This window comes from Serratia sp. KG1D, from assembly GCF_037150675.1.
GTDB lineage: Bacteria > Pseudomonadota > Gammaproteobacteria > Enterobacterales > Enterobacteriaceae > Serratia > Serratia nematodiphila.
On record NZ_JBAGIH010000001.1, the window covers coordinates 1,451,452 to 1,471,695 of the forward strand.

Here is a 20,244-nt window from a genome sequence, read left to right on the forward strand (position 1 = left end):
ATGTTCACTATCTTTGTCAACGTGGCAAGCAGTTTGTCATATTCGGTTACATTTAACGCTCGCAGGATTATGCTGCGATGTTGCAAATGTTATGCAGTATTAACTTTCGGGTTTTAATGGTTTGCCGATTTTTTGTTTTGATTAAAAGCTATACGGATTTTAAACAGGGACATATTCTGCTGAATTGCTATTTTTTAGCGCATCAGTGTATGTGTGGTTGTTAATCCATTGGAATGTTGTGCATATGCAGCGTTTTGTAAAATTATAGAAATTTAGGAAAACGGGGCTGGCATTTGTGAACGCCTTGTGATCCTGAAAGCGTGACGTTCACCGCAATTTTTGACTAATTTTTCGCTTGAAAATAACGCGGCACTGAGTTTTTCACTGAAAACCGCGATAACGCCGGGGTTACTGCTGCGCGATATCACATTTCCGATAAAAAAGAGGCGCTGGCGGGGGGAGTGGCGGCGACGGGTGCGGTTTGCCGCACCCGTCAGACTCAGGATTCTGGATAAACCTTCTCTTTATACTCGCATAGGTCCTCGATGATGCAGGAGCCGCAGCGCGGTTTGCGCGCGATGCAGGTGTAGCGCCCGTGCAGGATCAGCCAGTGGTGGCAATCGACCTTGAATTCGGCGGGCACCACCTTCAACAGCTTCTCTTCCACCTGATCGACGTTCTTGCCCGGCGCGAAGTGGGTGCGGTTGCACACCCGGAAGATGTGGGTGTCCACGGCGATGGTCGCCCAGCCGAAGGCGGTATTGAGCACCACGTTGGCGGTCTTGCGGCCGACGCCCGGCAGCGCTTCCAGCGCGGCGCGATCTTCCGGCACTTCGCCGCCGTGCAGCTCCAGCAGCATACGGCAGGTTTTGATCACGTTTTCGGCCTTACTGTTGAACAGGCCGATGGTCTTGATGTACTCCTTGACGCCATCAACCCCCAGCGCCAGCATGGCGGCGGGGGTGTTGGCGACCGGGTAAAGTCTGGCGGTCGCCTTGTTGACGCTCACGTCGGTGGCCTGCGCAGACAGCAGCACGGCAATCAGCAGTTCAAACGGGGTGGTGTACACCAGCTCGGTGGTCGGGTGCGGGTTGTTGTCGCGCAGCCGGGTCAGAATTTCCAGTCGCTTCTGCTTGTTCATCAGGCCTTCTCAGCACGTCCTTGTTCCAGCAGCGGTTCCGCCGCCACGGCGCGGGCTTTGCGCGCCTTCATTTTTTCGTCGATCAGATATTTGACCGCCAGCAGCAGCCCCAGGCCGATAAAGGCGCCCGGCGGCAGCATCGCCAGCAGGAATGGGCTGTCGAAATGCACCACTTCGATGCGCAGCGACTTGGCCCAGCCGCCCAGCAGTTGGTCGGCGCCGTCGAACAGCGTACCGTTGCCCAACAGTTCGCGCATTGAGCCCAGCGTCACCATCACGCCGGTGGCGCCAAGGCCGATGGCCATGCCGTCCAGCGCCGAGAGGCCGACCGGCTTCTTGGCGGCCACCGCTTCGGCGCGGCCGACCACGATGCAGTTGGTCACGATCAATGGAATAAAGATGCCGAGCGACTGATACAGGCCGAAGGCATAGGCGTTGATCAGCATCTGCACGATGCTCACCACCGCGGCGATGATCATCACGTAGATCGGAATACGCACTTCGCTCGGCACCCAGCGGCGTACCGCGGAGATGGAGGCGTTGGTCAGCGTCAGCACCAGCGTGGTGGCCAGCCCCAGGCCCAGCGCGTTGGTGACGGTGGAGGTCACCGCCAGCAACGGACACATGCCCAGCAACTGCACCAGGGCGGAGTTGTTTTTCCACAACCCCTGAACGATCAATTCTTTGGCTTCACTCATTCGGCGGCTCCACACGCAGGTAAGCTTTCAAGTTTAGGCGGCAGCGTTTCCATATACAACGCCGTGCGGCGCACCGCATTGACCACCGCCCGCGGGGTGATGGTCGCGCCGGTGAATTGGTCGAACATGCCGCCGTCTTTCTTCACCGCCCAGCGCTTATCGTCCGGGCCTTCGATTTTCTTGCCGCTGAAGAAGGAAATCCAGTCGGAAATGCGCAGTTCAATTTTGTCACCCAGCCCAGGCGTTTCGTGGTGTTCAATCACCCGGGTGCCGAGCACCGTGCCGTTGAAATCGGCGCCGACCAGCAGCTTGATGGCGCCGGAGTAGCCGTCCGGCGCGGTGGTTTCCAGCGCGGCAGCCGTCGGCTGCCCGTTTTTGCGCGCCAGGTACAAGCGATGCGGCGCGCCGTCGCCCAGCGCCGGATCGCTGACCAGCAGGCATTCGTTCTGCATGATGTTGTCGTAGTTTTCCGGCGGCACCACCTGATCGAGCAGCGCTTTTTGCTGCAGCGCCGCCTGATGGGCGATGGTGGTTTTCGTCAGGGCGTAAACCACGGCGGTCAGGCCGGTGGTGACCGCCGCAAACACCGCCAGCGTGGTGCCGTGCTTTCTCATGGAATTCAGCATGGCGGCTCCTTAGCGATGGCCGTACACGCGCGGCTGCGTGTAGTGGTCGATTAACGGGACGGTGATGTTGGCGAGCAGCACGGCGAAGGCCACGCCATCAGGGTAGCCGCCATAGACGCGGATTAGCCAGACCAGCACGCCGATCAGCGCGCCGTAGATTAAGCGGCCCTTCGGCGTGGTGGAGGCGCTGACCGGATCGGTGGCGATAAAGAACGCACCCAGCATGCTGGCGCCGGAGAACAGGTGGATCAGCGGCGAAGCCTGATGCGCCGGATCGATCCACCAGGCCAGACCGGAACAGAAGGCGATGGCGGCCAACATGCTGAAAGGGATTTGCCAATGGATCAGGCGGCGCGCCAGCATAAACAGGCCGCCGGCCAGGAAACCGAGGTTGACCCACTGCCAGCCGATACCGGCCAGCGCGCCGCCGAACAGCGGCTGCTGCAACACCTGTTCCACGCTGTGGCCGCTGCGCAGGCCGGTTTTGAAGCCGTCGAGCGGCGTGGCCTGGCTGATGCCGTCCACGCCCATCTGCAGTTCGTGCAGCGTCGCGCCCTGTGCGGTATGGCCGCTGAAAATCGCCAGCAGCGTGTCGTGGAGCGACAGCGCGGCGGCGCGCAGTTCATCCGGCGGCAGCCAGCTGGTCATCTGCACCGGGAAGGAGATCAGCAGCACTACGTAACCGACCATCGCCGGGTTGAACGGGTTCTGCCCGAGGCCGCCATACAGCTGTTTGGCGATAACGATGGCGAAGAAGGTGCCGATGACGATCATCCACCACGACGCCAGCGGCGGCAGGCTGATGCCGAGCAGCAGCGCGGTCAGCAGGGCGGAGTTATCCGCCAGCCGGCTGCGCACCGGCAGCTTGCGCAGCTTGAGGATCGCGCCTTCTGCAGCCAGCGCGACGATCGCCGCCAGCGCCACCTGAATCAGCACGCCGTAGCCGAAAAACCAAATCTGCGCCGCAATGCCGGGAATGCACGCCAACATGACCCATAGCATAATGCGGCTGGTGCTTTGCTGGTTGTGGGTGAAAGGCGAGCTGGCGATGTGTAAGCCTTTGGCGGCTGTGGGTGATACCGGCCTGAACTTCATAGAGTAACGATACCTTCTGCGCCGCGCCTGCGGCAGTTTCGATGCGCCATACTGCGGGCGCGGCAAAAATGATAGCCGAGCATTCTACCTGATTCGATGCGAGGGTAATACGCCTTAATGATAGGGGTATTCGGCTTTCCGCACATCTGGCGATCGGGGTGGCGCGATTTGATTTTTTTTTGGCCGGGAAATGGGCTAACGTGAGGAATTGTCAGTGGAACTTGCGCCGTCATCGACCGCGGAAAATGGGGTAAACGTCTGAATGAGATATCATTTTTCTCCAGATTTCCGCACAAAATAACAACTTTCACATAATCCGTGTAGGTTACTATCGCGAACATTATTGAGTCAGTGAATCCATAATAATGACAAATGAAGACATTTTTTTTATTGAAGAGCTAATTGAGTGGGTGGAGATACATCTGGAGAAACGGCCAAACCTGGATGAAGTCGCGCGTATTTCGGGCTATTCCAAGTGGCATCTGCAGCGTAAATTCAAGCGTATTACCGGCATTCAACTCGCCACCTATATCCGTTCGCGCATCCTGACGCGCGCCGCGGTGGCGTTGCGCATTACTCGTCGCTCCATCATCGATATCTCCGATGAGCTGGGCTTCGACTCTCAGCAGACCTTTACCCGCATGTTCAAGCAGCGCTTCGGCACTACCCCCAATCGCTACCGCTCGATGGAGCACTGGGACGTGAAAAACCTGATGCCGCGCTTTAACTTCGAAGCCAGCTACGGCGCCGGTTATTACCCGGAAGTGAAGCGGCTGACGCTGCCCGACATGCAGCTGGTCGGCTTCACGCGCCGGCTGGATTTCGCCTCCGAACAGGAGCTGGAGTACTCTTCCTGCATGGCGATGAAGGATGAGATTTTCAACGACTTCTTCAAGGGGCTGCACGTCGACTGTCGGCGGATTTACAGCATCTACTCCCCTCATGCCGGGGAGGGCGACGAGCTCTCATCCACGCTGGTGATGGCGGTTGATCCTGAACACAGAAAGGATATTCTTTCCAACCATCAGATAGACACCTTCCATTTGCCGAGCCGTGAGTTTATCTCTATCAACCATAAGGGGTCGGCGAAAGAGTGTTTGCAGTTTTTCGGCTACCTGATGTCGCATGTGATGCCGGGGTTGAAGGATGAAGTGCGCGGCAGTATGGAAATGGAGATCATTCAAACCAAAGAGTGGAATCCTGAATCCAAACTGCGTCAGATTGAAGTGGATTACACCTACCTGATTTCTATCGATTAAATGGCGCCTGGCGTCAGCCAGGCGCCGCTATCATTATTTGTCTTCCGTTTCCGCCGCCAGCGATTCTCTGGCGGCTTTTTTGGCTTTGGCGCGGGCGATAGCCGCGGCGACCGCCGCCTTGCGCGGATCTTCTTCGGCGGCAGCCGGCGCCGGTTCCGTCGGTGCAGGGGCATCCGCCTGCTGCGCCGCTTTCTTGGCCTTGGCGCGGGCGATAGCCGCCGCGACCGCCGCCTTGCGCGGATCTTCTTCGGCTGCAGCCGGCGCCGGTTCCGCCGATGCAGGGGCATCCGCCTGCTGCGCCGCTTTCTTGGCTTTTACGCGCGCCAGTGCCGCCGCGACCGCCGCCTTGCGCGGATCTTCTTCGGCTGCAGCCGGCGCCGGTTCCGCCGGCGCAGGGGCATCCGCCTGCTGTGCCGCTTTCTTGGCTTTTACGCGCGCCAGTGCCGCCGCGACCGCCGCCTTGCGCGGATCTTCTTCGGCTGCAGCCGGCGCCGGTTCCGCCGATGCAGGAGCATCCGCCTGCTGTGCCGCTTTCTTGGCTTTTACGCGCGCCAGTGCCGCCGCGACCGCCGCCTTGCGCGGATCTTCTTCGGCTGCAGCCTGCGCCGGTTCCGCCGGCGCAGGGGCATCCGCCTGCTGCTCTGCCTTTTTGGCCTTCACGCGCGCCAGGGCGGCCGCAACGGCCGCTTTACGCGGATCGTCCTCTGTTGCCGCCGGGGCGGAGCTGTCTGCGGCCGGCGCCTCTTTGCGCGCTTTCACGCGGGCCAGCGCCGCGGCCACGGCGGCTTTACGCGCATCGTCGCCGGCGGTCGCCGGTGGCGCTTCCGTTTCCACCTCGGCAGCCAGCTGGGCACGACGTTCGCGCGCCTGCGCTTTACGTGCTTCGCGGGCAGCGATCATCTCGCTGTTATCCGGCTGCTGGCCGTTGACCGGCGTAACCGCCGCTTCGGCATTCTTGCTGCGCACGCGCGCCAGCGCGGCCTGCACTGCGCCCTGATCGTCGTCGGTCAGTTTGACGGCGGCCTTTTTATGTCGCTCTTCACGCGCCAGTTTTTCACGCTCCAGACGCGCCAGCTTGGCCTCGTAACGCGCCTTGGCCTCGGCGGTGCGCGCCGCTTCCAGATCGATAGCCTTGATTTCGGCCTTTTCCTGCCGGTAGTACTGTACCAGCGGGATATTGCTGGGGCAGACGAACGCGCAGGCACCGCATTCGATGCAGTCGAACAGGTTATGGTTGCGCGCCTTGTCGTGCTCCTGCCCGCGGCTGAACCAATACAGCTGTTGCGGCAGCAGCCCGGCAGGGCAAGCGTCTACGCACAGGCCGCAGCGGATGCAGGACTGCTCCGGTTCCTGCGGCGTCATTTCATCCACCGTCGGTGCCAGAATGCAGTTGCTGATCTTGACGATCGGCACGTTCAGCGCGGGCAGGGTGAAGCCCATCAGCGGGCCGCCCATGACCACCATCTGCTGCGCCTGCGGGCGGAAACCGACGAAGTCGAGCAGGTGCTGCACCGGCGTGCCGATGCGAGCCCACAGATTGCCGGGGCGCTCGATCGCCTCGCCGGTCAGGGTCACTACGCGCTCAATCAGCGGTTCGCCGTCGACGATCGCTCGCTTGATGGCGAAAGCGGTGCCGACGTTTTGCATCAATACGCCGATAGCGGAGGAGTGCTTACCGTGCGGCACTTCCTTGCCGGTCAAAATTTTGGTCAGCTGCTTGGCGCCGCCGGACGGGTATTTGGTCGGGATGACGCGCAGCGCAATGCCGGGCTGGCCGCGCAACGCCTGTTTCAGCGCCGCGATTGCCTCCGGTTTATTGTCTTCGATGCCGATCAACGTGAGCTTGGGTTGCAGAATGTGTTGCAGGATCTGCGTACCTTCAATGATCTGAGCGGCATGTTCCTGCATCAGACGGTCGTCGGCGGTAATGTAAGGCTCACACTCGGCGGCGTTGAGGATCAGCGTTTCCACGCCGCTCATGCCGCCTTGCAGTTTGCTGGCGGTCGGGAAACCTGCGCCGCCCAGGCCGGCGATGCCGGCCTGATGAATACGTTGAATCAGTTCCGCGGCGGGCGATTGGCGATAGTCCGCCACCGGATCGCGCTCGCACCAGCGGTCTTCCCCGTCTGCCTCGATAATCACGCACAGCTCCGTCAGCCCGGACGGGTGCGCGGTGATGTGCGGCGTAATGGCGCTGACGGTGCCCGAGGTCGGGGCGTGCACCGGCACGGTGCGGCCGCGGCCGACGGTCAGCGGTTGGCCTTTCAACACCCGATCGCCGGCGCTGACGCACAGCTCGCCTTCCGGCCCCAGATGCTGTTGCAGCGGAATGATAAAGGTCTTGGGCAGGGGCGCGACACGCAGCGGCGCACCGCTGGACTGCGTTTTCATTTCCGGTGGATGGATCCCGCCGTCGAAATCCCAGATCCGGTCTTTTTTAAAGGCGGCGAACAGATTAAGCATGTTGCTCCACGTGGATCACTTGCACCGGGATCGTCTTCATGTCCCACTTCCAGTTGGCGGTGGTGGTAGCGACCGGTCTCATTTCAATACAGTCGGTAGGACAAGGGGCGACGCACAGATCGCAGCCGGTACAGAGGTCGGTAATGACGGTGTGCATGGCGCGGGTGGCGCCGACGATGGCATCCACCGGGCAGGCCTGAATGCACTTGGTGCAGCCGATGCAGTTGGCCTCGTCGATATAGGCCACTTTACGCTCCGGCTCGGCGGCGGCTTCGCTGCCCAACGGCTGCGGTTCTACGTTGAGCAGCTCCGCCAGTTTCAGCATCACCTGTTCGCCGCCCGGCGCGCATTTGTTGATCATCTCGCCGTTGGCCACCGCCTCGGCATAGGGGCGACAGCCGGGGTAGCCGCACTGGCCGCACTGGCTCTGCGGCAGGATCGCATCGACCTGCTCGGCGACCGGATCCTCTTCCACCTCAAAACGGCGCGCGGCGTAGCCCAGCACCAGTCCGAACAGCAGCCCGAGCGCGCTTAGAGCCGCGATAGCTATCCACAACGCAGTCATTAGAATTTCACCAGCCCGGTAAAGCCCATAAAGGCCAGCGACATCAGCCCGGCGGTGATCAGCGCGATCGAGGAGCCGCGGAACGGCGCCGGCACGTCGGCGACCGCCAGACGTTCGCGAATGGCGGCGAACAGCACCATCACCAGCGAGAAACCGGCGGCGGCGCTAAAGCCGTAAACGGCGGACTGCAGGAAGTTGTAGCCGAGGTTGACGTTAAGCAGCGCCACGCCCAGCACCGCACAGTTGGTGGTGATCAGCGGCAGGAAGATGCCCAGCAGGCGGTAGAGCGCCGGGCTGGTTTTGCGCACCACCATCTCGGTGAACTGCACGACGACGGCGATCACCAGAATGAAAGAGAGCGTGCGCAGATACACCAGATCCAGCGGAACCAGAATAAAGGTGTTGATCACCCAGGCGCTGACGGAGGCCAGCGTCATGACGAAGGTGGTGGCCATTCCCATGCCGATGGCGCTTTCCAGCTTCTTGGAAACGCCGAGGAACGGGCACAGGCCAAGAAACTTCACCAGAACGAAGTTGTTCACCAGTACGGTGCCGACAAACAGGAGCAGGTATTCGGTCATTGCGATGCCTAAAAAAATAAAAGCCGCCTATTATCGGGAATCGGCGGCCGGACGACAACATATGAATCGCAGGGGTATTGCCTTTTTTGGCGAAAATTTACACAAAATACCCGATAAAACGTGCTGCAACCGCCTTTAACGTTCGGTAAAGGTGCCTTTGACCCGCTGCGAACGCTTGATGTAAGGCACCAGCAACGCCGCCATCAGCAGCGGCCAGCCGAGGCTGCGCACCGCCACTTCGTCCGGCACCGGCGCGAAGGCGAAGGCTTTCACCGCCAGGATCACCGTGATCAGCAGCCACAGCAGGAACAGTTTAGGGAAGCGCTGCGATCGCTGGCAGAACAGAAACACCAGCCACAGGGTAAAGCCCCACATCAAGAGCGTGGTCAGCACCGAAAAGTACCATTGCAGGGTAAACGCCTGGGCGTTGGTCAACAGATAGTCGCGCGACTCGGGCATGAAGATCGCCATGGCGTACAGGAGCAGCATCAGGCTGGCGCTGAGCAGGGTAACGATCAGATAGGCCAGCGGGGCCAGCAACCAACCGCCGATACGAGAGTATTCAGCTTGAGACATAAAACGGCTTCCTGATTGAATCGGGGATCACAGGCGGCATAGCTTAGCGGGTAATATAGGCTTCGTCATCTCTATCAAGCGGATAGCTCGGCATCGCGACGCCAGGCCGCACGTTTGGCTACTCCGGCCTCGCTTCAAATTAACATCTCATTTACTTCTTGTTCCATCCGGCCGCATGGTGTCAAATCGAAAGGGTCTGTCGTGAGCCTGCAAGAGGAAATCCCATGGCTGAAAAAATTCGTGTCGGGCTGGTCGGTTACGGCTACGCCGGTAAAACCTTTCATGCGCCGCTAATCGCCGGTACGCCGGGGCTGGAACTGGCCGCCGTTTCCAGCAGCGATGCCGGCAAAGTGCACGCCGACTGGCCGTCGATGACGGTCGTGGGGGATGCGCAAGCGCTGTTCGCCGATCCGGCCCTCGATCTGATCGTAATTCCCACCCCCAACGATACCCATTTCCCGCTGGCGCAACAGGCGCTGGCCGCCGGCAAGCACGTGGTGGTGGATAAACCATTTACCGTGACGCTGTCACAAGCACAGGCGCTGCAACAGCAGGCGCAGCAGAGCGGTTTACTGCTTTCGGTGTTCCACAACCGTCGCTGGGACAGCGATTTCCTTACCCTTAAGGCGCTGCTGAACGACGGTTCGTTGGGCGAGGTGGTGTATTTCGAGTCGCATTTCGATCGCTACCGGCCGCAGGTGCGCCAGCGCTGGCGCGAACAGGGCGGCGCCGGCAGCGGCATCTGGTTCGATTTGGGGCCGCATCTGCTCGATCAGGCGCTGCAACTCTTCGGCAAACCCGAGCGGCTGTTCGTCGATCTGGGTGAGCTGCGGCCGGGGGCGCAGGCGGTGGACTATTTTCACGCGCTGCTGAGCTATGGCGATCGCCGCGTGGTGCTGCACGCCAGCATGCTGGCGGCGGCGGAGAGCCCGCGCTACGTCGTGCACGGCACCCGCGGCAGCTATGTCAAATACGGCCTCGATCCGCAGGAGGACCGGCTGAAGGCCGGCGAGCGTTTGCCGCAGGCCGATTGGGGCTATGACATGCGCGACGGCGTGGTGACGCTGTCACGTGACGATCTGCTGGCGGAGCAACCGCTGCTCAACATTCCCGGCAATTATCCGGCTTATTACGCGGCGGTGCGCGACGCGATCACCGGCATAGGCGAAAACCCGGTGCCGGCCGCCGACGCCATCGCGGTGATGGCATTGATTGAACTGGGGCTGGAATCGGCCCGGCTGCAGCAGGCGCTGCCGGTGGTTTGATACCGCCCATTTCTCTGTGCCCGGCGAAGCGTCGGGCCTTTTTACGACTTTACGTGCAAGGAAATTCGTTTCATGTCCTGGTTGCAGCGTTTGCGCATTGATAAATTTTTGCTGGTTCTGATTTTGGTGGTGATCGTCGCCTCGCTGTTCCCCTGCGAAGGCATCTGGAAAACCTTCTTTGAACACCTGACCACCGCCGCCATCGCGCTGCTGTTCTTTATGCACGGCGCCAAGCTGTCGCGCGAGGCGATCGTCGCCGGCATGAGCCACTGGAAGCTGCATCTGCTGGTGTTCCTCAGCACCTTTGCGCTGTTCCCGCTGCTCGGGCTGGCGATGAATCTGCTGGTGCCGGGCATCATGACGCCGACGGTCTATCTCGGCTTCCTCTATCTGTGCGCGCTGCCGGCCACGGTGCAGTCGGCCATCGCCTTTACCTCGGCGGCGGGCGGCAACGTGGCGGCGGCGATCTGCAGCGCCTCGGCGTCCAGCATTCTTGGCGTGTTCCTGTCACCGCTGCTGGTGGGTGCGTTGATGCATACCCAGGGCGGCAATACCGACGTGCTGCACGCCATTGGCTCAATCATTCTGCAACTGATGGTGCCGTTCGTGATCGGCCATCTGGCGCGGCCGCTGATCGGCAAGTGGATCGACCGCCATCGCAAACTGATTAACCTGACCGACCGTTCGTCGATCCTGCTGGTGGTGTATACCGCGTTCAGTGCGGCGGTGGTGGAAGGGATTTGGCACCGTATCGACGGCTGGTCGCTGCTGACCATCCTGGTGATGTCGCTGGTGCTGCTGACGGTAGTGCTGGTGATCAACACCTACGCGGCGCGCTGGCTGGGCTTCAACACCGCCGATGAAATCACCATTGTGTTCTGCGGCTCTAAAAAGAGCCTGGCGAACGGCATCCCGATGGCCAACGTGCTGTTCCCGGCCGCGGCGGTGGGCGCCATGGTGCTGCCGCTGATGATTTTCCACCAGGTGCAACTGATGGTGTGCGCGGTGCTGGCGCAGCGCTATGCGCGTAAAACCGCCAAACAGCGGGCCGAGGCGGAGGCGCTGGCGGCTAAATAGGCCGCTAGCGGTGGCTCAGCGCGTCGAGCAGAAAGTCGGCGCGCTCATCGGGTGAGGCGCGCGGCAGCTCTTGCAGCCGATAGCCATAACGGCGATAGATGGCCACCATCGCCCGATAGGTTTGCTCGGCTTCGGCGAAAGACTGTTTTCTCTCGCTGTCCTGCGCATAAATCGCTCGCCACGGCGGGGCGATGAACACCGTATCGGCATAGCGAAAGGCGTCGATCGCCGCCGTTAAGGGGGCGGGGATCGATAATCCGCACAGCGTCAGGTAACCGGCGATATCCGGCAGGCCGCGATCGAAGAACCAGCATGTTGCGCCCGTCGCTTCGCGCCATGAACGCAGTTCCCAATCGAGCATCCGCTCGGCGAAAGCCTGGCGATCGCCCCACGGCAGCGCATTGCCACCAATACTCACCTGATCTTGAATAATCGCCCGGCCCGCCTCCTGCGAATGCGGGTAACCGCGGCGATGAAGAACGTCGATGAGCGTGCTTTTGCCCGAACCCGGGCCGCCGGTCAGCACGATACGGCGTAGTTTGTCAGACATACGGATCTCCTCTCTTGCAACAGAGTGATGGGGTGAAAACAGCGATAAAGATGAGCAGGCGGAAGAAGACGGGGGATGAGAAGAAGGCGCCGTTTGGCGCCTGGGGAGATTAGCCCTGAACTTTGGCGCGTAGCGCCTGTTTTTCCTGCTCGCTGAGGAAGGCCAGCTTCAGGCCGTTTTCCTGCGCGGTGCGGATTTCTTCCGGCGTCAGCCCGGCCTGCGGCGCGGCGACGCGGTATTCATGCTCGATCTCGATGCCCTGAACCGCCGGATCGTCGGTGTTGATCGACGCCAGCACGCCGTGGCGCAGGAAGGTGGCCAGCGGATGCTGCGCCAGCGACGGCACGGTGCTGGTTTGGATGTTGGAGGTCAGGCAGGACTCGATGCCGATGCCGTGTTCCGCCAGGAAGTCCATCAGCGCCGGATCTTCGACCGCTTTCACCCCGTGGCCGATACGTTCGGCGCCCAGCTCGCGGATCGCCTGCCAGATGCTTTCCGGGCCGGCGGCTTCGCCCGCGTGCACGGTGATGCGCAGGCCGGCGTCGCGCGCACGGTTGAAGTGACTGAGGAACAGGCTGCCGGGGAAGCCCAGCTCATCGCCCGCCAAATCCAGTGCGGTAATGCCGTCGCGGTGCGCCAGCAACCCTTCCAGCTCCTGCAAACAGGCGGCCTCGCCAAAGGTGCGGCTCATGATGCCGATCAGGCGAATGTCGATATCGCGATCGCGGCAGCCCGAGCGGATCCCGTCGATCACCGCTTCCACCACGCCGGCGACCGGCAGCTGATGCTTCATCGCCATGTAGTAAGGGGAAAAACGCAGCTCGGCGTAGTGCAGGCCGGCGTTGGCTGCGTCCTCGACGTTTTCGTAGGCCACCCGGCGGCAGGCGTCCAGATCGCCCAGCACCGCTACGCCCCAGTCCAGTTTCTGCAGGAAGCTGACCAGATCCGGTTCGGCGTGGGTGATCTGCACGTGCGGGCGCAGGCTCTCCAAATCGTTGGCCGGCAGGGTGAGGTTGAACTGGCGACCGAGGTCGAGAATGGTCTGCGCGCGGATATTGCCGTCGAGATGGCGGTGAATGTCGGTAAGCGGTAGGCGGGGATCGATCATGCTGGGCACTCGCTAATTATCGTAGGTAAAGTGCAGAACAGTATAAAAACAAATGAATGAAACTTGCCATCTCGTTGCATAAAAAAGTGACTTGCATCACAAATAATGCGAGGAGTATCGCATTATCGTCGTGAATCAGGCTTTCAACACGCTGACGCCCGCCTGCTGCAACGGCGCGATCAATGCGTCGTCGGTGGCGCGTTCAACGATGATGGTATGCGCCAGCGTAATGTCACCGATCGCATACTGCGAGGCGGCGTTAAGCTTGGCGGCGGAGGCCAGCACCACGGTTTCCGCCGCGCGGGCCGCCAGTGCCCGCTTGATGTAGGCCTCTTCCAGATCGCCGGTGCTCAGCCCCGCAGTGGGGTGCACGCCGGTCACGCCCATAAAATAAATATCGGCGCGAATATGCGACATCGCTTCCACCGCGGCGGCGCCGACGCTGACGATCGAATGCTTGTACAACCTGCCGCCGATCAGGATCACCTCCACCGTGGGATGATCGGCCAGGCCCACGGCGACGCTGGGGCTGTGGGTGACGATGGTGGCGTTCAGGCTGAGCGGCAGCTGCCTGACCAGCTCGGCGGAGGTGGTGCCGCCGTCGATGATCACCACCTGGCCGGGGGCGATCAGCGCCGCCGCCACTTTGGCGATTGCGCGTTTGGCGCCGGATTCCAACTGATTGCGTTCGGCGAAGCTGGCGATGGCGGATGAAACCGGCAGGGCGCCGCCGTGCACCCGCTGCAGCAACCCCTCGGCGTCCAGTTCGCGCAGGTCGCGCCGGACAGTGTCTTCCGACAGCCCGAACAGCTCGCTGAGCTGCTTGGCCAACACCTGGCCGTCCTGAGCCAGTTTCTCCAGGATGATTTTCTTGCGCTGGCTGGTCAATATGGCCATTTTTCCCTCAAATTTGCATTGCACGAAATATCTTGATCATACACGAAACTGCACGATAGTATCAATTTCCTTCCTCTGGCGGAGTAAACCGATGATAGCCACCAAAGACCGAGTTCGCATTGTCGAAACCCGGGTGTTGTCCGATGACTGGTACCTGCTGAAAAAAACCACCTTTGATTTTCTGCGGCGCGACGGCGTCTGGCAGCGGCAAAGCCGTGAGACTTACGATCGCGGTGACGGCGCGGTGATTTTGCTGTTCAACCGGCAGGCGCAGACGGTGATCCTGACGCGCCAGTTCCGCTTTCCGGTGTTCGTCAACGGTCATGACGGCATGCTGATTGAGGCCGCCGCCGGGCTGCTGGACAACGCGTCGCCGGAGGCGCGCATCAGAGCCGAAGCGGAAGAGGAAACCGGCTATTTCGTGCAGAACGTGGAGAAAGTGTTTGAAGCCTACATGAGCCCAGGTTCGGTCACCGAGAAGCTGCACTTTTTCGTCGGTGAATATCAGGCGGGCGATCGCGTCAACGAGGGCGGCGGGGTGGCGGCGGAGGGCGAGGATCTGGAGGTGATCGAGCTGCCGCTGGCGCAAGCCCTGCAGGCGATTCGTCAGGGCGCGATCGTTGACGCCAAGACCATCATGCTGCTGCAGTTTGTCGCCTTGAACCGGACGTTGGAGGAAGAACGATGAAAGCACAACAAATCCTGATCGCCGGCCCCTATCGCAGCGGCACCGATGGCGATCCGCAGCGTATCGCCGCCAATCTGGCGCGCCTGGAACAGGCGGCGCTGGCGGTCTACCTGCGGGGGCACGTGCCGGTGATCGGCGAGTGGCTGGCGCTGCCTTTGGCGGCGGCGGCAGGCTCCACTCAGGTTGGCGATGCGGTGAGCGAGGCGTTTCTTTACCCGGTGGCTCACCGACTGATTGCGCAGTGTCAGGCGGTGTATCGCATCAAAGGGGCGTCTGCGGGGGCCGATAACGACGTGCGGTTGGCTAACGAATGGGGATTGACGGTCTATCGTCATCTGGAGGAAATTCCGTCTGTTCAGGCGTAACGGAGGGGCGGGCAGAGGCTCGCCCCCTCGCGTTATTGCTCGTCCAGCACCACCCTCAACCCGGCGATCAGCTTGTCCATGCCGGCCTCCAGCTTGCCGCGCGGGCAGCCGACGTTAAGGCGCAGGAACCCGCGGCCTTCCTCGCCGTAGGTAAAGCCCGGCATGATCGCCACCTTTTCGCGCTCGATCAGCGCCTGCTGCAGCGCCCGATCGTCTACGGCCAGCGGCCGCAGATCGATCCAGGCCAGGTAGGTGGCCTGCGGCGGGCGCCAGCCCAGCGCGGGAAACGCCTGCTCCAGCCGTTCGGCGACGTAGCTCAGATTATCCTGCAGATAGTCGCGCAGGGCGTCCAGCCAGGGTTCGCCGTGGCGATAGGCTGCCACGTGCGCCGCCACCGCCAGCACCGCCGGCGAGGAGAGGCCGTCGCGGGCTTTGAGCTGCTGGAAATAGGCTTCGCGGCTGGCGTCGTCGCTGATAAAGCCGTAGGCGCCGGTCAGTGCTGGGATATTGAAACTCTTGGAGCCGGAGGTCAGCAAGGCCCAGGCGCCGGTCGCCACCTGGCTCCACGGCGTATGGCGGTGTTCACCCCATGCCATATCCATGTGGATTTCGTCGCTGATGACGCGCACGTCGTGGCGCTCGCACAGTTCGGCCATCTGCTGCAACTCGTCGCGGCGCCACACTTTGCCGGTGGGATTATGCGGGCTGCACAGCAGCAGGATCTTGGTTTGCGGCCGCGCCAGCAACGCCTCAAGGTGCGCCATGTCGCAGCGCCAGTCGTCGCCGGCTTTGTGCAGCGGGCAGGCCAACAGCTGGCGTTGGTTGGCGAGGATCACCTTGTAGAAGGCGTCGTAGGCCGGGGTATGGGTCACCACGTAGTCGCCCGGCACGGACCATTGGCGGATCAGCTGCGCCGCCATGTAGATAACGGAGGGGCCGTACACCGCCGTTGCGGTGTCGATGGCGACGTTGAAACGTTGCTGATACCAGTGGCGCAGCGCGCCGAGAAAATCTTCGTGCTGCCAGCGGCTGTAGCCCAGCACGCCGTGCTGCAGGCGTTGCTGCAACGCCTCGAGAATGCACGGCGCGGTGGCGAAATCCATATCGGAGATGGTGAACGGCAGCAGGTCGTCGCTGCCGAAACGATCGGCGATATAGTCCCACTGGGTGCACCAGGTGCCGTGGCGGTCGATCGGGGTGGAGAAATCAAACATGGGTGGCTCCCTGCAGCGCCGCGGCAGGTTGCGCCGTGGCTATCAGTGAGTCTAATTCATCTTTCACCGATTGCACCTGCGGGCCGATCACCACCTGCAGATTATGGTCGTTGAGATGCACTACGCCGATGGCGCGGTTGGCCTTCAGCGCCGCGTCGTCCACCCGGCTCATGTCGTTGACCGACAGGCGCAGGCGGGTGATGCAGTTGTCCAGCGTGATAACGTTGCCCGGGCCGCCGAGGGCCGCCAGAATCGCCGGCACGTTGTAGCCGGATTTGCCCACCGCGCCGCTCGGCGCGCTTTGGCTGACGGCGCTGTCGCTCTCACGGCCCGGCGTTTTGATGTTAAAGCGCTGGATGGCGAAGCGGAAAATGGCGTAATAGCCGACGAACCAGACGGCGGCCACCACCGGCACCAGATACCACTTGGTGGCGGTGCCGTGCAGAATGCCGAACACCACGAAGTCGATGATGTTGCCGTCGGTGTTGCCGATGGTCACGCCCAGCAGCGCCATCACGGTAAAGCCCAACCCGGTGAGCAGCGCGTGGATCAGATACAGGAACGGCGCGACGAACAGGAACAAAAATTCGATCGGTTCGGTGGTGCCGCCGACCACGCAGGCTACCACGCCGGAAATCAACAGCCCTTTGATTTTATGGCGGTTCTCCGGTTTGGCGCAGTGGTACATCGCCAGCGCCGCGCCCGGAAGGCCGCCGAGGAATGCCGGCATTTTACCCTGTGACAGGAAGCGGGTGGCGCTCTCGGCGAAGCCGGTGGTGGTCGGGCAGGAGAGCTGCGCCTGGAAGATGGTCAGGGCGCCGCTGACGCTGTGGCCGCACACCTCCATCGTGCCGCCCGCCTCGGTAAAGCGGATCAGCGCCACCAGAATGTGCTGCAGGCCGAACGGCAGCAGCAAGCGTTCGCCGGTGCCGAACAGCATCGGGCCAAAGGCGCCGGCGCTGTTGATCACCCAGCCCAGCCCGGTGATGCCGGCGGCAAACCACGGCCAGATCAGCGGGATCACCAGGCCGCACAGGCCCAGCACCACGGTGGTGACGATTGGCACGAAGCGCGTGCCGCCGAAAAACGCCAGCGCGTCCGGCAGGCGGATGGTGTGGAAGCGTTCATGCAGGCGATAGACGATGATGCCGACGATCACCGCGCCGAGGATGCCGGTATCGATCGACTGAATGCCGAGGATGTTCTGGATATTGTTGGCTTTCAGCACCAGCGGATCGCTGGTGGGCAGCACGCCGGCGGCGGTCAGGTAGAAGTTGGTGCCCAGATTCAGCACGGCGAAGCCGACGAAACCGGAGAAAGCGGCGACGCCTTTGTTTTCGCGCGCCATGCCCAGCGGAATGGCGATGGCGAACATCACCGGCAGGAAGCTGAAGGCGAAGGAGCCAACCTTGCTCATCCAGGTGAAGATCAGCTGGAAGATCGGGTGGCCGATAAACGGCATCAGGGTGATCACGTCGCGGCTGCTCAGCGAGCTGCCGATCCCCAGCATGATGCCGCAGAAAGAGAGCAAGGCGACGGGCAACATGAACGTTTTGCCCAGGCTCTGGAAGAACTCCCAGAGGGTGATTTTGGGTTTGTTGGCTGCTGACATAACCGACTTCTCCTGGCGAAAAGACGAGCAAAAAGGGGACTGTTGATTAGGTAAAAAGAAGATAAAACGTTTTACCTAGCAAAAATGCGCCGCCAATCACAAATCTGCCGCCCGGTTTTTGGCGACAATGCGGCAGGCAGTAAAACGTTTTACTGAGCTAACGGATTCGGTATACCCTTGATCATTACGGCGCGGGTTGCCCAGGAACGGGTTCGCAGAGACTATGAGCATCAAAAAAATCACCATCACCGATGTGGCGCAGCAGGCGGGCGTGTCGGTCACCACGGTTTCCCTGGTGTTGAGCGGCAAGGGGCGGATTTCGCCGACCACCGTCGAGAAGGTCAATCAGGCGATAGAGCAGCTGGGCTACGTGCGCAATCGTCAGGCGGCGACGCTGCGCGGCGGTGAATCCGGGGTGATCGGCCTCGTTCTGCGCGACATTTGCGAACCCTTCTATGCCGAAATGACCGCCGGGCTGAGCGAAGCGCTGGAGGCGCACGACAAACTGCTGTTTTTAACCCAGAGCGGGCGCGACGGCCAGGGCTTGCAGCGGGCGTTTGACGCGCTGCTGGCGCAGGGCGTCGACGGTATCGTGCTGGCCGGCGGCATTCGCGCGGCGGCTGGGTTGAAGGAGAAGGCGGCCGAGCAGGGCGTACCGTTGGTCTGCGTGGCGCGCTCCAGCGGTCTCGATGGGGTGGACGTGGTGCGGCCGGACAACATGCAGGCCGCCAAACTGGCCACCGAATTTTTGATCAAACGCGGCCACAGCCAAATCGCCTACCTTGGCGGCCAGAGCGACTCATTGACGCGCGCCGAGAGGTTGGGCGGCTTTTGCGCCACGCTGGTGCAGTACGGCCTGCCGTTTCGCAGTGAATGGATCGTCGAGTGCGATTGCCGGCAGCGTGAGGCGGCACAAGCGGCGGAACAGCTGCTGCGCCACTACCCGAACATTACCGCTGTCGTCTGCCACAAGGCTTCGGTGGCGCTTGGCGCCTATTTTGGCCTGACGCGCAGCGGCCGCAGCATCGGCTCGGACGGGGTCGACGCCTACTACGGCCGGCAGGTGGCGCTGATCGGCTTCGGCGACGTGCCGGAGGCCGAGCTGACCGAGCCGCCGCTGACCTTCGTCTCCAGCTCGGCGCGGGAAGTGGGGCGCAGCGCCGCCGCGCGCCTGCTGCAGCGCATCGGTGACGCCGACCTGCCGGCGCAGAACGTCATTCTGCCGCCGACGCTGATCCGGCGTGGCTCCGCCTAGGCTGTGGTTCTTAATTGCATGAAATGAACATCCCGCTTCCCACGATTCATGCGCTGATAAGTGCGTTTTCCAACCATTGTTACTGAAATATAGAACAATCAGTTTGCTCAAGTGAAATTTATCCCGGCATGTATGAATAATATACTGCCAATGTGTTCCTTAGACATATAGAGAACATATGTTCATTTTTGCAAAAGAGGAAAAGATATGTCGTTGCATACAAAACCTTCGCAACAGGAATCGGATGCAATAGTCAGAAATATTGTTTCCATGTTCGGTCATCCGTTTCGTTCCCCGGTGCTTGGATCACCTGCAGACTTAGGCCTTGAATTCGAAGCTGTAACCTTCCCGTCTGAGGATGGCGTACAGCTTGAAGGCTGGTTTATCCCACGTGAAGGATCAGATAAAATTATCGTTGCGAATCATCCGCAATGGTTCAGTCGGACCGGTTTACCGGCTCATCTGGAGCCCTGGAAATCTATTGGTGGCCCAGCTGGAAATGATTTCGAAGTTAATTTTCTTGCAGATTATAAAATATTGCACGATGCCGGCTATAATGTTCTGACTTATGATTTACGTAATTTCGGGTTGAGCAATACCGGCACCGGTGGGCTTGGCAGTAACGGAATCTGGGAGTCAAGGGATGTCATCGGTTCATTAAATTACGTCCGTTCACGTCCTGACACGAAGAGCATGACCATAGGCCTGTTCAGTCGCTGTATGGGGGGGAACGCGACGTTTTACGCCATGGCCCGTTACCCCGAGGTGTTTCAGGGCGTTCGGTGTTTGGTCTGTCCTCAGCCTATATCCGTCAGGGCCACAATGATTAAAACGCTCGAATTACTCGGTATCCCGGATCGGCTTGACGATGTGGAAAAAGGCATGCTGATTGAAACGAGCCTGACCTTCGATGACATGTCGCCTGTAAAAGCCGCATCAAATATGACTCTGCCGACTTTCATCTATCAGGTTCACGACGATTTACTCACATCACCGGATGATGTTCAGGCCATTTTTGACAGCATACCTACATCCGATAAACAGTTGTTCTGGATTCAAAATACCACCCGCCGCTGGGATGGATACCTATATTTCCAGCGGGAACCTGAGCAAATGCTCAACTGGTTCTCAACGCACATGGTCTAAATAGCAGCTATGCTCAGTTTGCAATGAAGGCGACAACCTGGCCTTCATTGCTTTTTCTTATTA

20 protein-coding genes are annotated in these 20,244 nt (G+C 60.9%); 7 read left to right on the forward strand and 13 right to left on the reverse strand.

All coding sequences use genetic code 11. The annotated features are described in order from the left end of the window. Nucleotides 1–499: 499 nt before the first annotated feature. The 4 genes from nth to rsxD are packed head-to-tail and all read right to left on the reverse strand — an operon-like array spanning nucleotide 500 to nucleotide 3,560. Nucleotides 500–1,141 carry an endonuclease III gene (nth, locus tag WFM45_RS07230; RefSeq protein ID WP_004938407.1) on the reverse strand — a complete coding sequence of 214 codons (642 nt, stop codon included), beginning with the start codon at nucleotides 1,139–1,141 and terminating at the stop codon, nucleotides 500–502. Further along, nucleotides 1,141–1,839 carry an electron transport complex subunit E gene (locus WFM45_RS07235; protein WP_004938409.1) on the reverse strand — a complete coding sequence of 233 codons (699 nt, stop codon included), beginning with the start codon at nucleotides 1,837–1,839 and terminating at the stop codon, nucleotides 1,141–1,143. Before WFM45_RS07235 ends, nth begins: the two co-directional genes overlap by 1 nt. Next, nucleotides 1,836–2,465: an electron transport complex subunit RsxG gene (gene rsxG / locus WFM45_RS07240; protein ID WP_004938412.1), complete on the reverse strand. Its 630-nt coding sequence runs from the start codon at nucleotides 2,463–2,465 to the stop codon at nucleotides 1,836–1,838. The genes WFM45_RS07235 and rsxG overlap by 4 nt, the downstream gene beginning before the upstream one ends. Nucleotides 2,466–2,474: 9 nt before the next feature. Continuing rightward, a complete protein-coding gene (rsxD, locus tag WFM45_RS07245) occupies nucleotides 2,475–3,560 on the reverse strand; it encodes an electron transport complex subunit RsxD (protein WP_336954978.1) in 1,086 nt (361 codons plus the stop codon). Between the two features lie 365 nt (nucleotides 3,561–3,925). On the opposite strand from rsxD, the gene WFM45_RS07250 reads away from it, so the two are divergent. Beyond that, nucleotides 3,926–4,819, forward strand: a complete 894-nt coding sequence (locus WFM45_RS07250; RefSeq protein ID WP_016927894.1) for a helix-turn-helix domain-containing protein — start codon at nucleotides 3,926–3,928, stop codon at nucleotides 4,817–4,819. A 33-nt stretch (nucleotides 4,820–4,852) separates the two neighbouring features. Here the strand turns inward: WFM45_RS07250 and rsxC are convergent, their stop codons facing one another. From rsxC to WFM45_RS07270, 4 genes are all read right to left on the reverse strand, one after another. Further along, on the reverse strand, nucleotides 4,853–7,282 hold the full coding sequence (rsxC, locus tag WFM45_RS07255) for an electron transport complex subunit RsxC (protein WP_336954979.1): 2,430 nt from the start codon (nucleotides 7,280–7,282) through the stop codon (nucleotides 4,853–4,855). Continuing rightward, complete coding sequence (rsxB, locus tag WFM45_RS07260; RefSeq protein WP_004938428.1) at nucleotides 7,275–7,847, reverse strand: electron transport complex subunit RsxB; 573 nt, start codon at nucleotides 7,845–7,847, stop codon at nucleotides 7,275–7,277. The genes rsxC and rsxB overlap by 8 nt, the downstream gene beginning before the upstream one ends. Then, nucleotides 7,847–8,428, reverse strand: coding sequence for an electron transport complex subunit RsxA (rsxA, locus tag WFM45_RS07265; RefSeq protein WP_004938443.1), 582 nt, complete (start codon nucleotides 8,426–8,428; stop codon nucleotides 7,847–7,849). The genes rsxB and rsxA overlap by 1 nt, the downstream gene beginning before the upstream one ends. A gap of 135 nt (nucleotides 8,429–8,563) precedes the next feature. Beyond that, nucleotides 8,564–9,004, reverse strand: coding sequence for a DUF2569 domain-containing protein (locus tag WFM45_RS07270; RefSeq protein WP_004938446.1), 441 nt, complete (start codon nucleotides 9,002–9,004; stop codon nucleotides 8,564–8,566). Between the two features lie 224 nt (nucleotides 9,005–9,228). Here WFM45_RS07270 and WFM45_RS07275 point away from each other — a divergent pair, with 224 nt between their 5' ends. Then, nucleotides 9,229–10,269 (forward strand): oxidoreductase, encoded by a 1,041-nt coding sequence (locus tag WFM45_RS07275; RefSeq protein ID WP_004938449.1) that lies wholly within the window; start codon nucleotides 9,229–9,231, stop codon nucleotides 10,267–10,269. 72 nt (nucleotides 10,270–10,341) lie between these two features. After that, nucleotides 10,342–11,346 (forward strand): bile acid:sodium symporter family protein, encoded by a 1,005-nt coding sequence (locus tag WFM45_RS07280; RefSeq protein WP_004938453.1) that lies wholly within the window; start codon nucleotides 10,342–10,344, stop codon nucleotides 11,344–11,346. A gap of 4 nt (nucleotides 11,347–11,350) precedes the next feature. Here the strand turns inward: WFM45_RS07280 and WFM45_RS07285 are convergent, their stop codons facing one another. The 3 genes from WFM45_RS07285 to WFM45_RS07295 form a co-directional block, all read right to left on the reverse strand. Continuing rightward, entirely contained in the window at nucleotides 11,351–11,896 is a 546-nt protein-coding gene (locus WFM45_RS07285) for an AAA family ATPase (protein WP_004938455.1), read from the reverse strand. Between the two features lie 109 nt (nucleotides 11,897–12,005). Further along, entirely contained in the window at nucleotides 12,006–13,004 is a 999-nt protein-coding gene (gene add / locus WFM45_RS07290) for an adenosine deaminase (protein WP_075685791.1), read from the reverse strand. Nucleotides 13,005–13,139: 135 nt separating this feature from the next. Next, nucleotides 13,140–13,895, reverse strand: a complete 756-nt coding sequence (locus WFM45_RS07295) for a DeoR/GlpR family DNA-binding transcription regulator (RefSeq protein ID WP_021505440.1) — start codon at nucleotides 13,893–13,895, stop codon at nucleotides 13,140–13,142. Between the two features lie 97 nt (nucleotides 13,896–13,992). On the opposite strand from WFM45_RS07295, the gene WFM45_RS07300 reads away from it, so the two are divergent. Further along, nucleotides 13,993–14,589, forward strand: a complete 597-nt coding sequence (locus WFM45_RS07300; RefSeq protein ID WP_015377759.1) for an NUDIX domain-containing protein — start codon at nucleotides 13,993–13,995, stop codon at nucleotides 14,587–14,589. Further along, nucleotides 14,586–14,954: an NUDIX hydrolase gene (locus WFM45_RS07305; protein WP_336954980.1), complete on the forward strand. Its 369-nt coding sequence runs from the start codon at nucleotides 14,586–14,588 to the stop codon at nucleotides 14,952–14,954. The genes WFM45_RS07300 and WFM45_RS07305 overlap by 4 nt, the downstream gene beginning before the upstream one ends. Nucleotides 14,955–14,986: 32 nt before the next feature. Here the strand turns inward: WFM45_RS07305 and WFM45_RS07310 are convergent, their stop codons facing one another. Both WFM45_RS07310 and malX read right to left on the reverse strand, forming a co-directional pair. Further along, complete coding sequence (locus tag WFM45_RS07310; protein WP_004938468.1) at nucleotides 14,987–16,168, reverse strand: MalY/PatB family protein; 1,182 nt, start codon at nucleotides 16,166–16,168, stop codon at nucleotides 14,987–14,989. Then, a complete protein-coding gene (gene malX / locus WFM45_RS07315) occupies nucleotides 16,161–17,780 on the reverse strand; it encodes a maltose/glucose-specific PTS transporter subunit IIBC (protein ID WP_015377762.1) in 1,620 nt (539 codons plus the stop codon). The genes WFM45_RS07310 and malX overlap by 8 nt, the downstream gene beginning before the upstream one ends. Before the next feature lie 223 nt (nucleotides 17,781–18,003). Between malX and WFM45_RS07320 the strand changes: the two genes are divergently transcribed. Continuing rightward, nucleotides 18,004–19,035, forward strand: a complete 1,032-nt coding sequence (locus WFM45_RS07320) for a Mal regulon transcriptional regulator MalI (RefSeq protein WP_015377763.1) — start codon at nucleotides 18,004–18,006, stop codon at nucleotides 19,033–19,035. A 207-nt stretch (nucleotides 19,036–19,242) separates the two neighbouring features. Beyond that, nucleotides 19,243–20,181 carry an alpha/beta hydrolase family protein gene (locus tag WFM45_RS07325; protein ID WP_085336962.1) on the forward strand — a complete coding sequence of 313 codons (939 nt, stop codon included), beginning with the start codon at nucleotides 19,243–19,245 and terminating at the stop codon, nucleotides 20,179–20,181. The last annotated feature ends 63 nt before the right edge of the window (nucleotides 20,182–20,244 follow it).

Excerpts from the sequence above, each read along its gene's own strand:
- nth (WP_004938407.1), bottom strand. The coding sequence starts at position 1,141 with ATGAACAAGCAGAAGCGACTGGAAATTCTGACCCGGCTGCGCGACAAC.
- WFM45_RS07235 (WP_004938409.1), bottom strand. The coding sequence starts at position 1,839 with ATGAGTGAAGCCAAAGAATTGATCGTTCAGGGGTTGTGGAAAAACAAC.
- rsxG (WP_004938412.1), bottom strand. The coding sequence starts at position 2,465 with ATGCTGAATTCCATGAGAAAGCACGGCACCACGCTGGCGGTGTTTGCG.
- rsxD (WP_336954978.1), bottom strand. The coding sequence starts at position 3,560 with ATGAAGTTCAGGCCGGTATCACCCACAGCCGCCAAAGGCTTACACATC.
- WFM45_RS07250 (WP_016927894.1), top strand. The coding sequence starts at position 3,926 with ATGACAAATGAAGACATTTTTTTTATTGAAGAGCTAATTGAGTGGGTG.
- rsxC (WP_336954979.1), bottom strand. The coding sequence starts at position 7,282 with ATGCTTAATCTGTTCGCCGCCTTTAAAAAAGACCGGATCTGGGATTTC.
- rsxB (WP_004938428.1), bottom strand. The coding sequence starts at position 7,847 with ATGACTGCGTTGTGGATAGCTATCGCGGCTCTAAGCGCGCTCGGGCTG.
- rsxA (WP_004938443.1), bottom strand. The coding sequence starts at position 8,428 with ATGACCGAATACCTGCTCCTGTTTGTCGGCACCGTACTGGTGAACAAC.
- WFM45_RS07270 (WP_004938446.1), bottom strand. The coding sequence starts at position 9,004 with ATGTCTCAAGCTGAATACTCTCGTATCGGCGGTTGGTTGCTGGCCCCG.
- WFM45_RS07275 (WP_004938449.1), top strand. The coding sequence starts at position 9,229 with ATGGCTGAAAAAATTCGTGTCGGGCTGGTCGGTTACGGCTACGCCGGT.
- WFM45_RS07280 (WP_004938453.1), top strand. The coding sequence starts at position 10,342 with ATGTCCTGGTTGCAGCGTTTGCGCATTGATAAATTTTTGCTGGTTCTG.
- WFM45_RS07285 (WP_004938455.1), bottom strand. The coding sequence starts at position 11,896 with ATGTCTGACAAACTACGCCGTATCGTGCTGACCGGCGGCCCGGGTTCG.
- add (WP_075685791.1), bottom strand. The coding sequence starts at position 13,004 with ATGATCGATCCCCGCCTACCGCTTACCGACATTCACCGCCATCTCGAC.
- WFM45_RS07300 (WP_015377759.1), top strand. The coding sequence starts at position 13,993 with ATGATAGCCACCAAAGACCGAGTTCGCATTGTCGAAACCCGGGTGTTG.
- WFM45_RS07305 (WP_336954980.1), top strand. The coding sequence starts at position 14,586 with ATGAAAGCACAACAAATCCTGATCGCCGGCCCCTATCGCAGCGGCACC.
- WFM45_RS07310 (WP_004938468.1), bottom strand. The coding sequence starts at position 16,168 with ATGTTTGATTTCTCCACCCCGATCGACCGCCACGGCACCTGGTGCACC.
- malX (WP_015377762.1), bottom strand. The coding sequence starts at position 17,780 with ATGTCAGCAGCCAACAAACCCAAAATCACCCTCTGGGAGTTCTTCCAG.
- WFM45_RS07320 (WP_015377763.1), top strand. The coding sequence starts at position 18,004 with ATGAGCATCAAAAAAATCACCATCACCGATGTGGCGCAGCAGGCGGGC.
- WFM45_RS07325 (WP_085336962.1), top strand. The coding sequence starts at position 19,243 with ATGTCGTTGCATACAAAACCTTCGCAACAGGAATCGGATGCAATAGTC.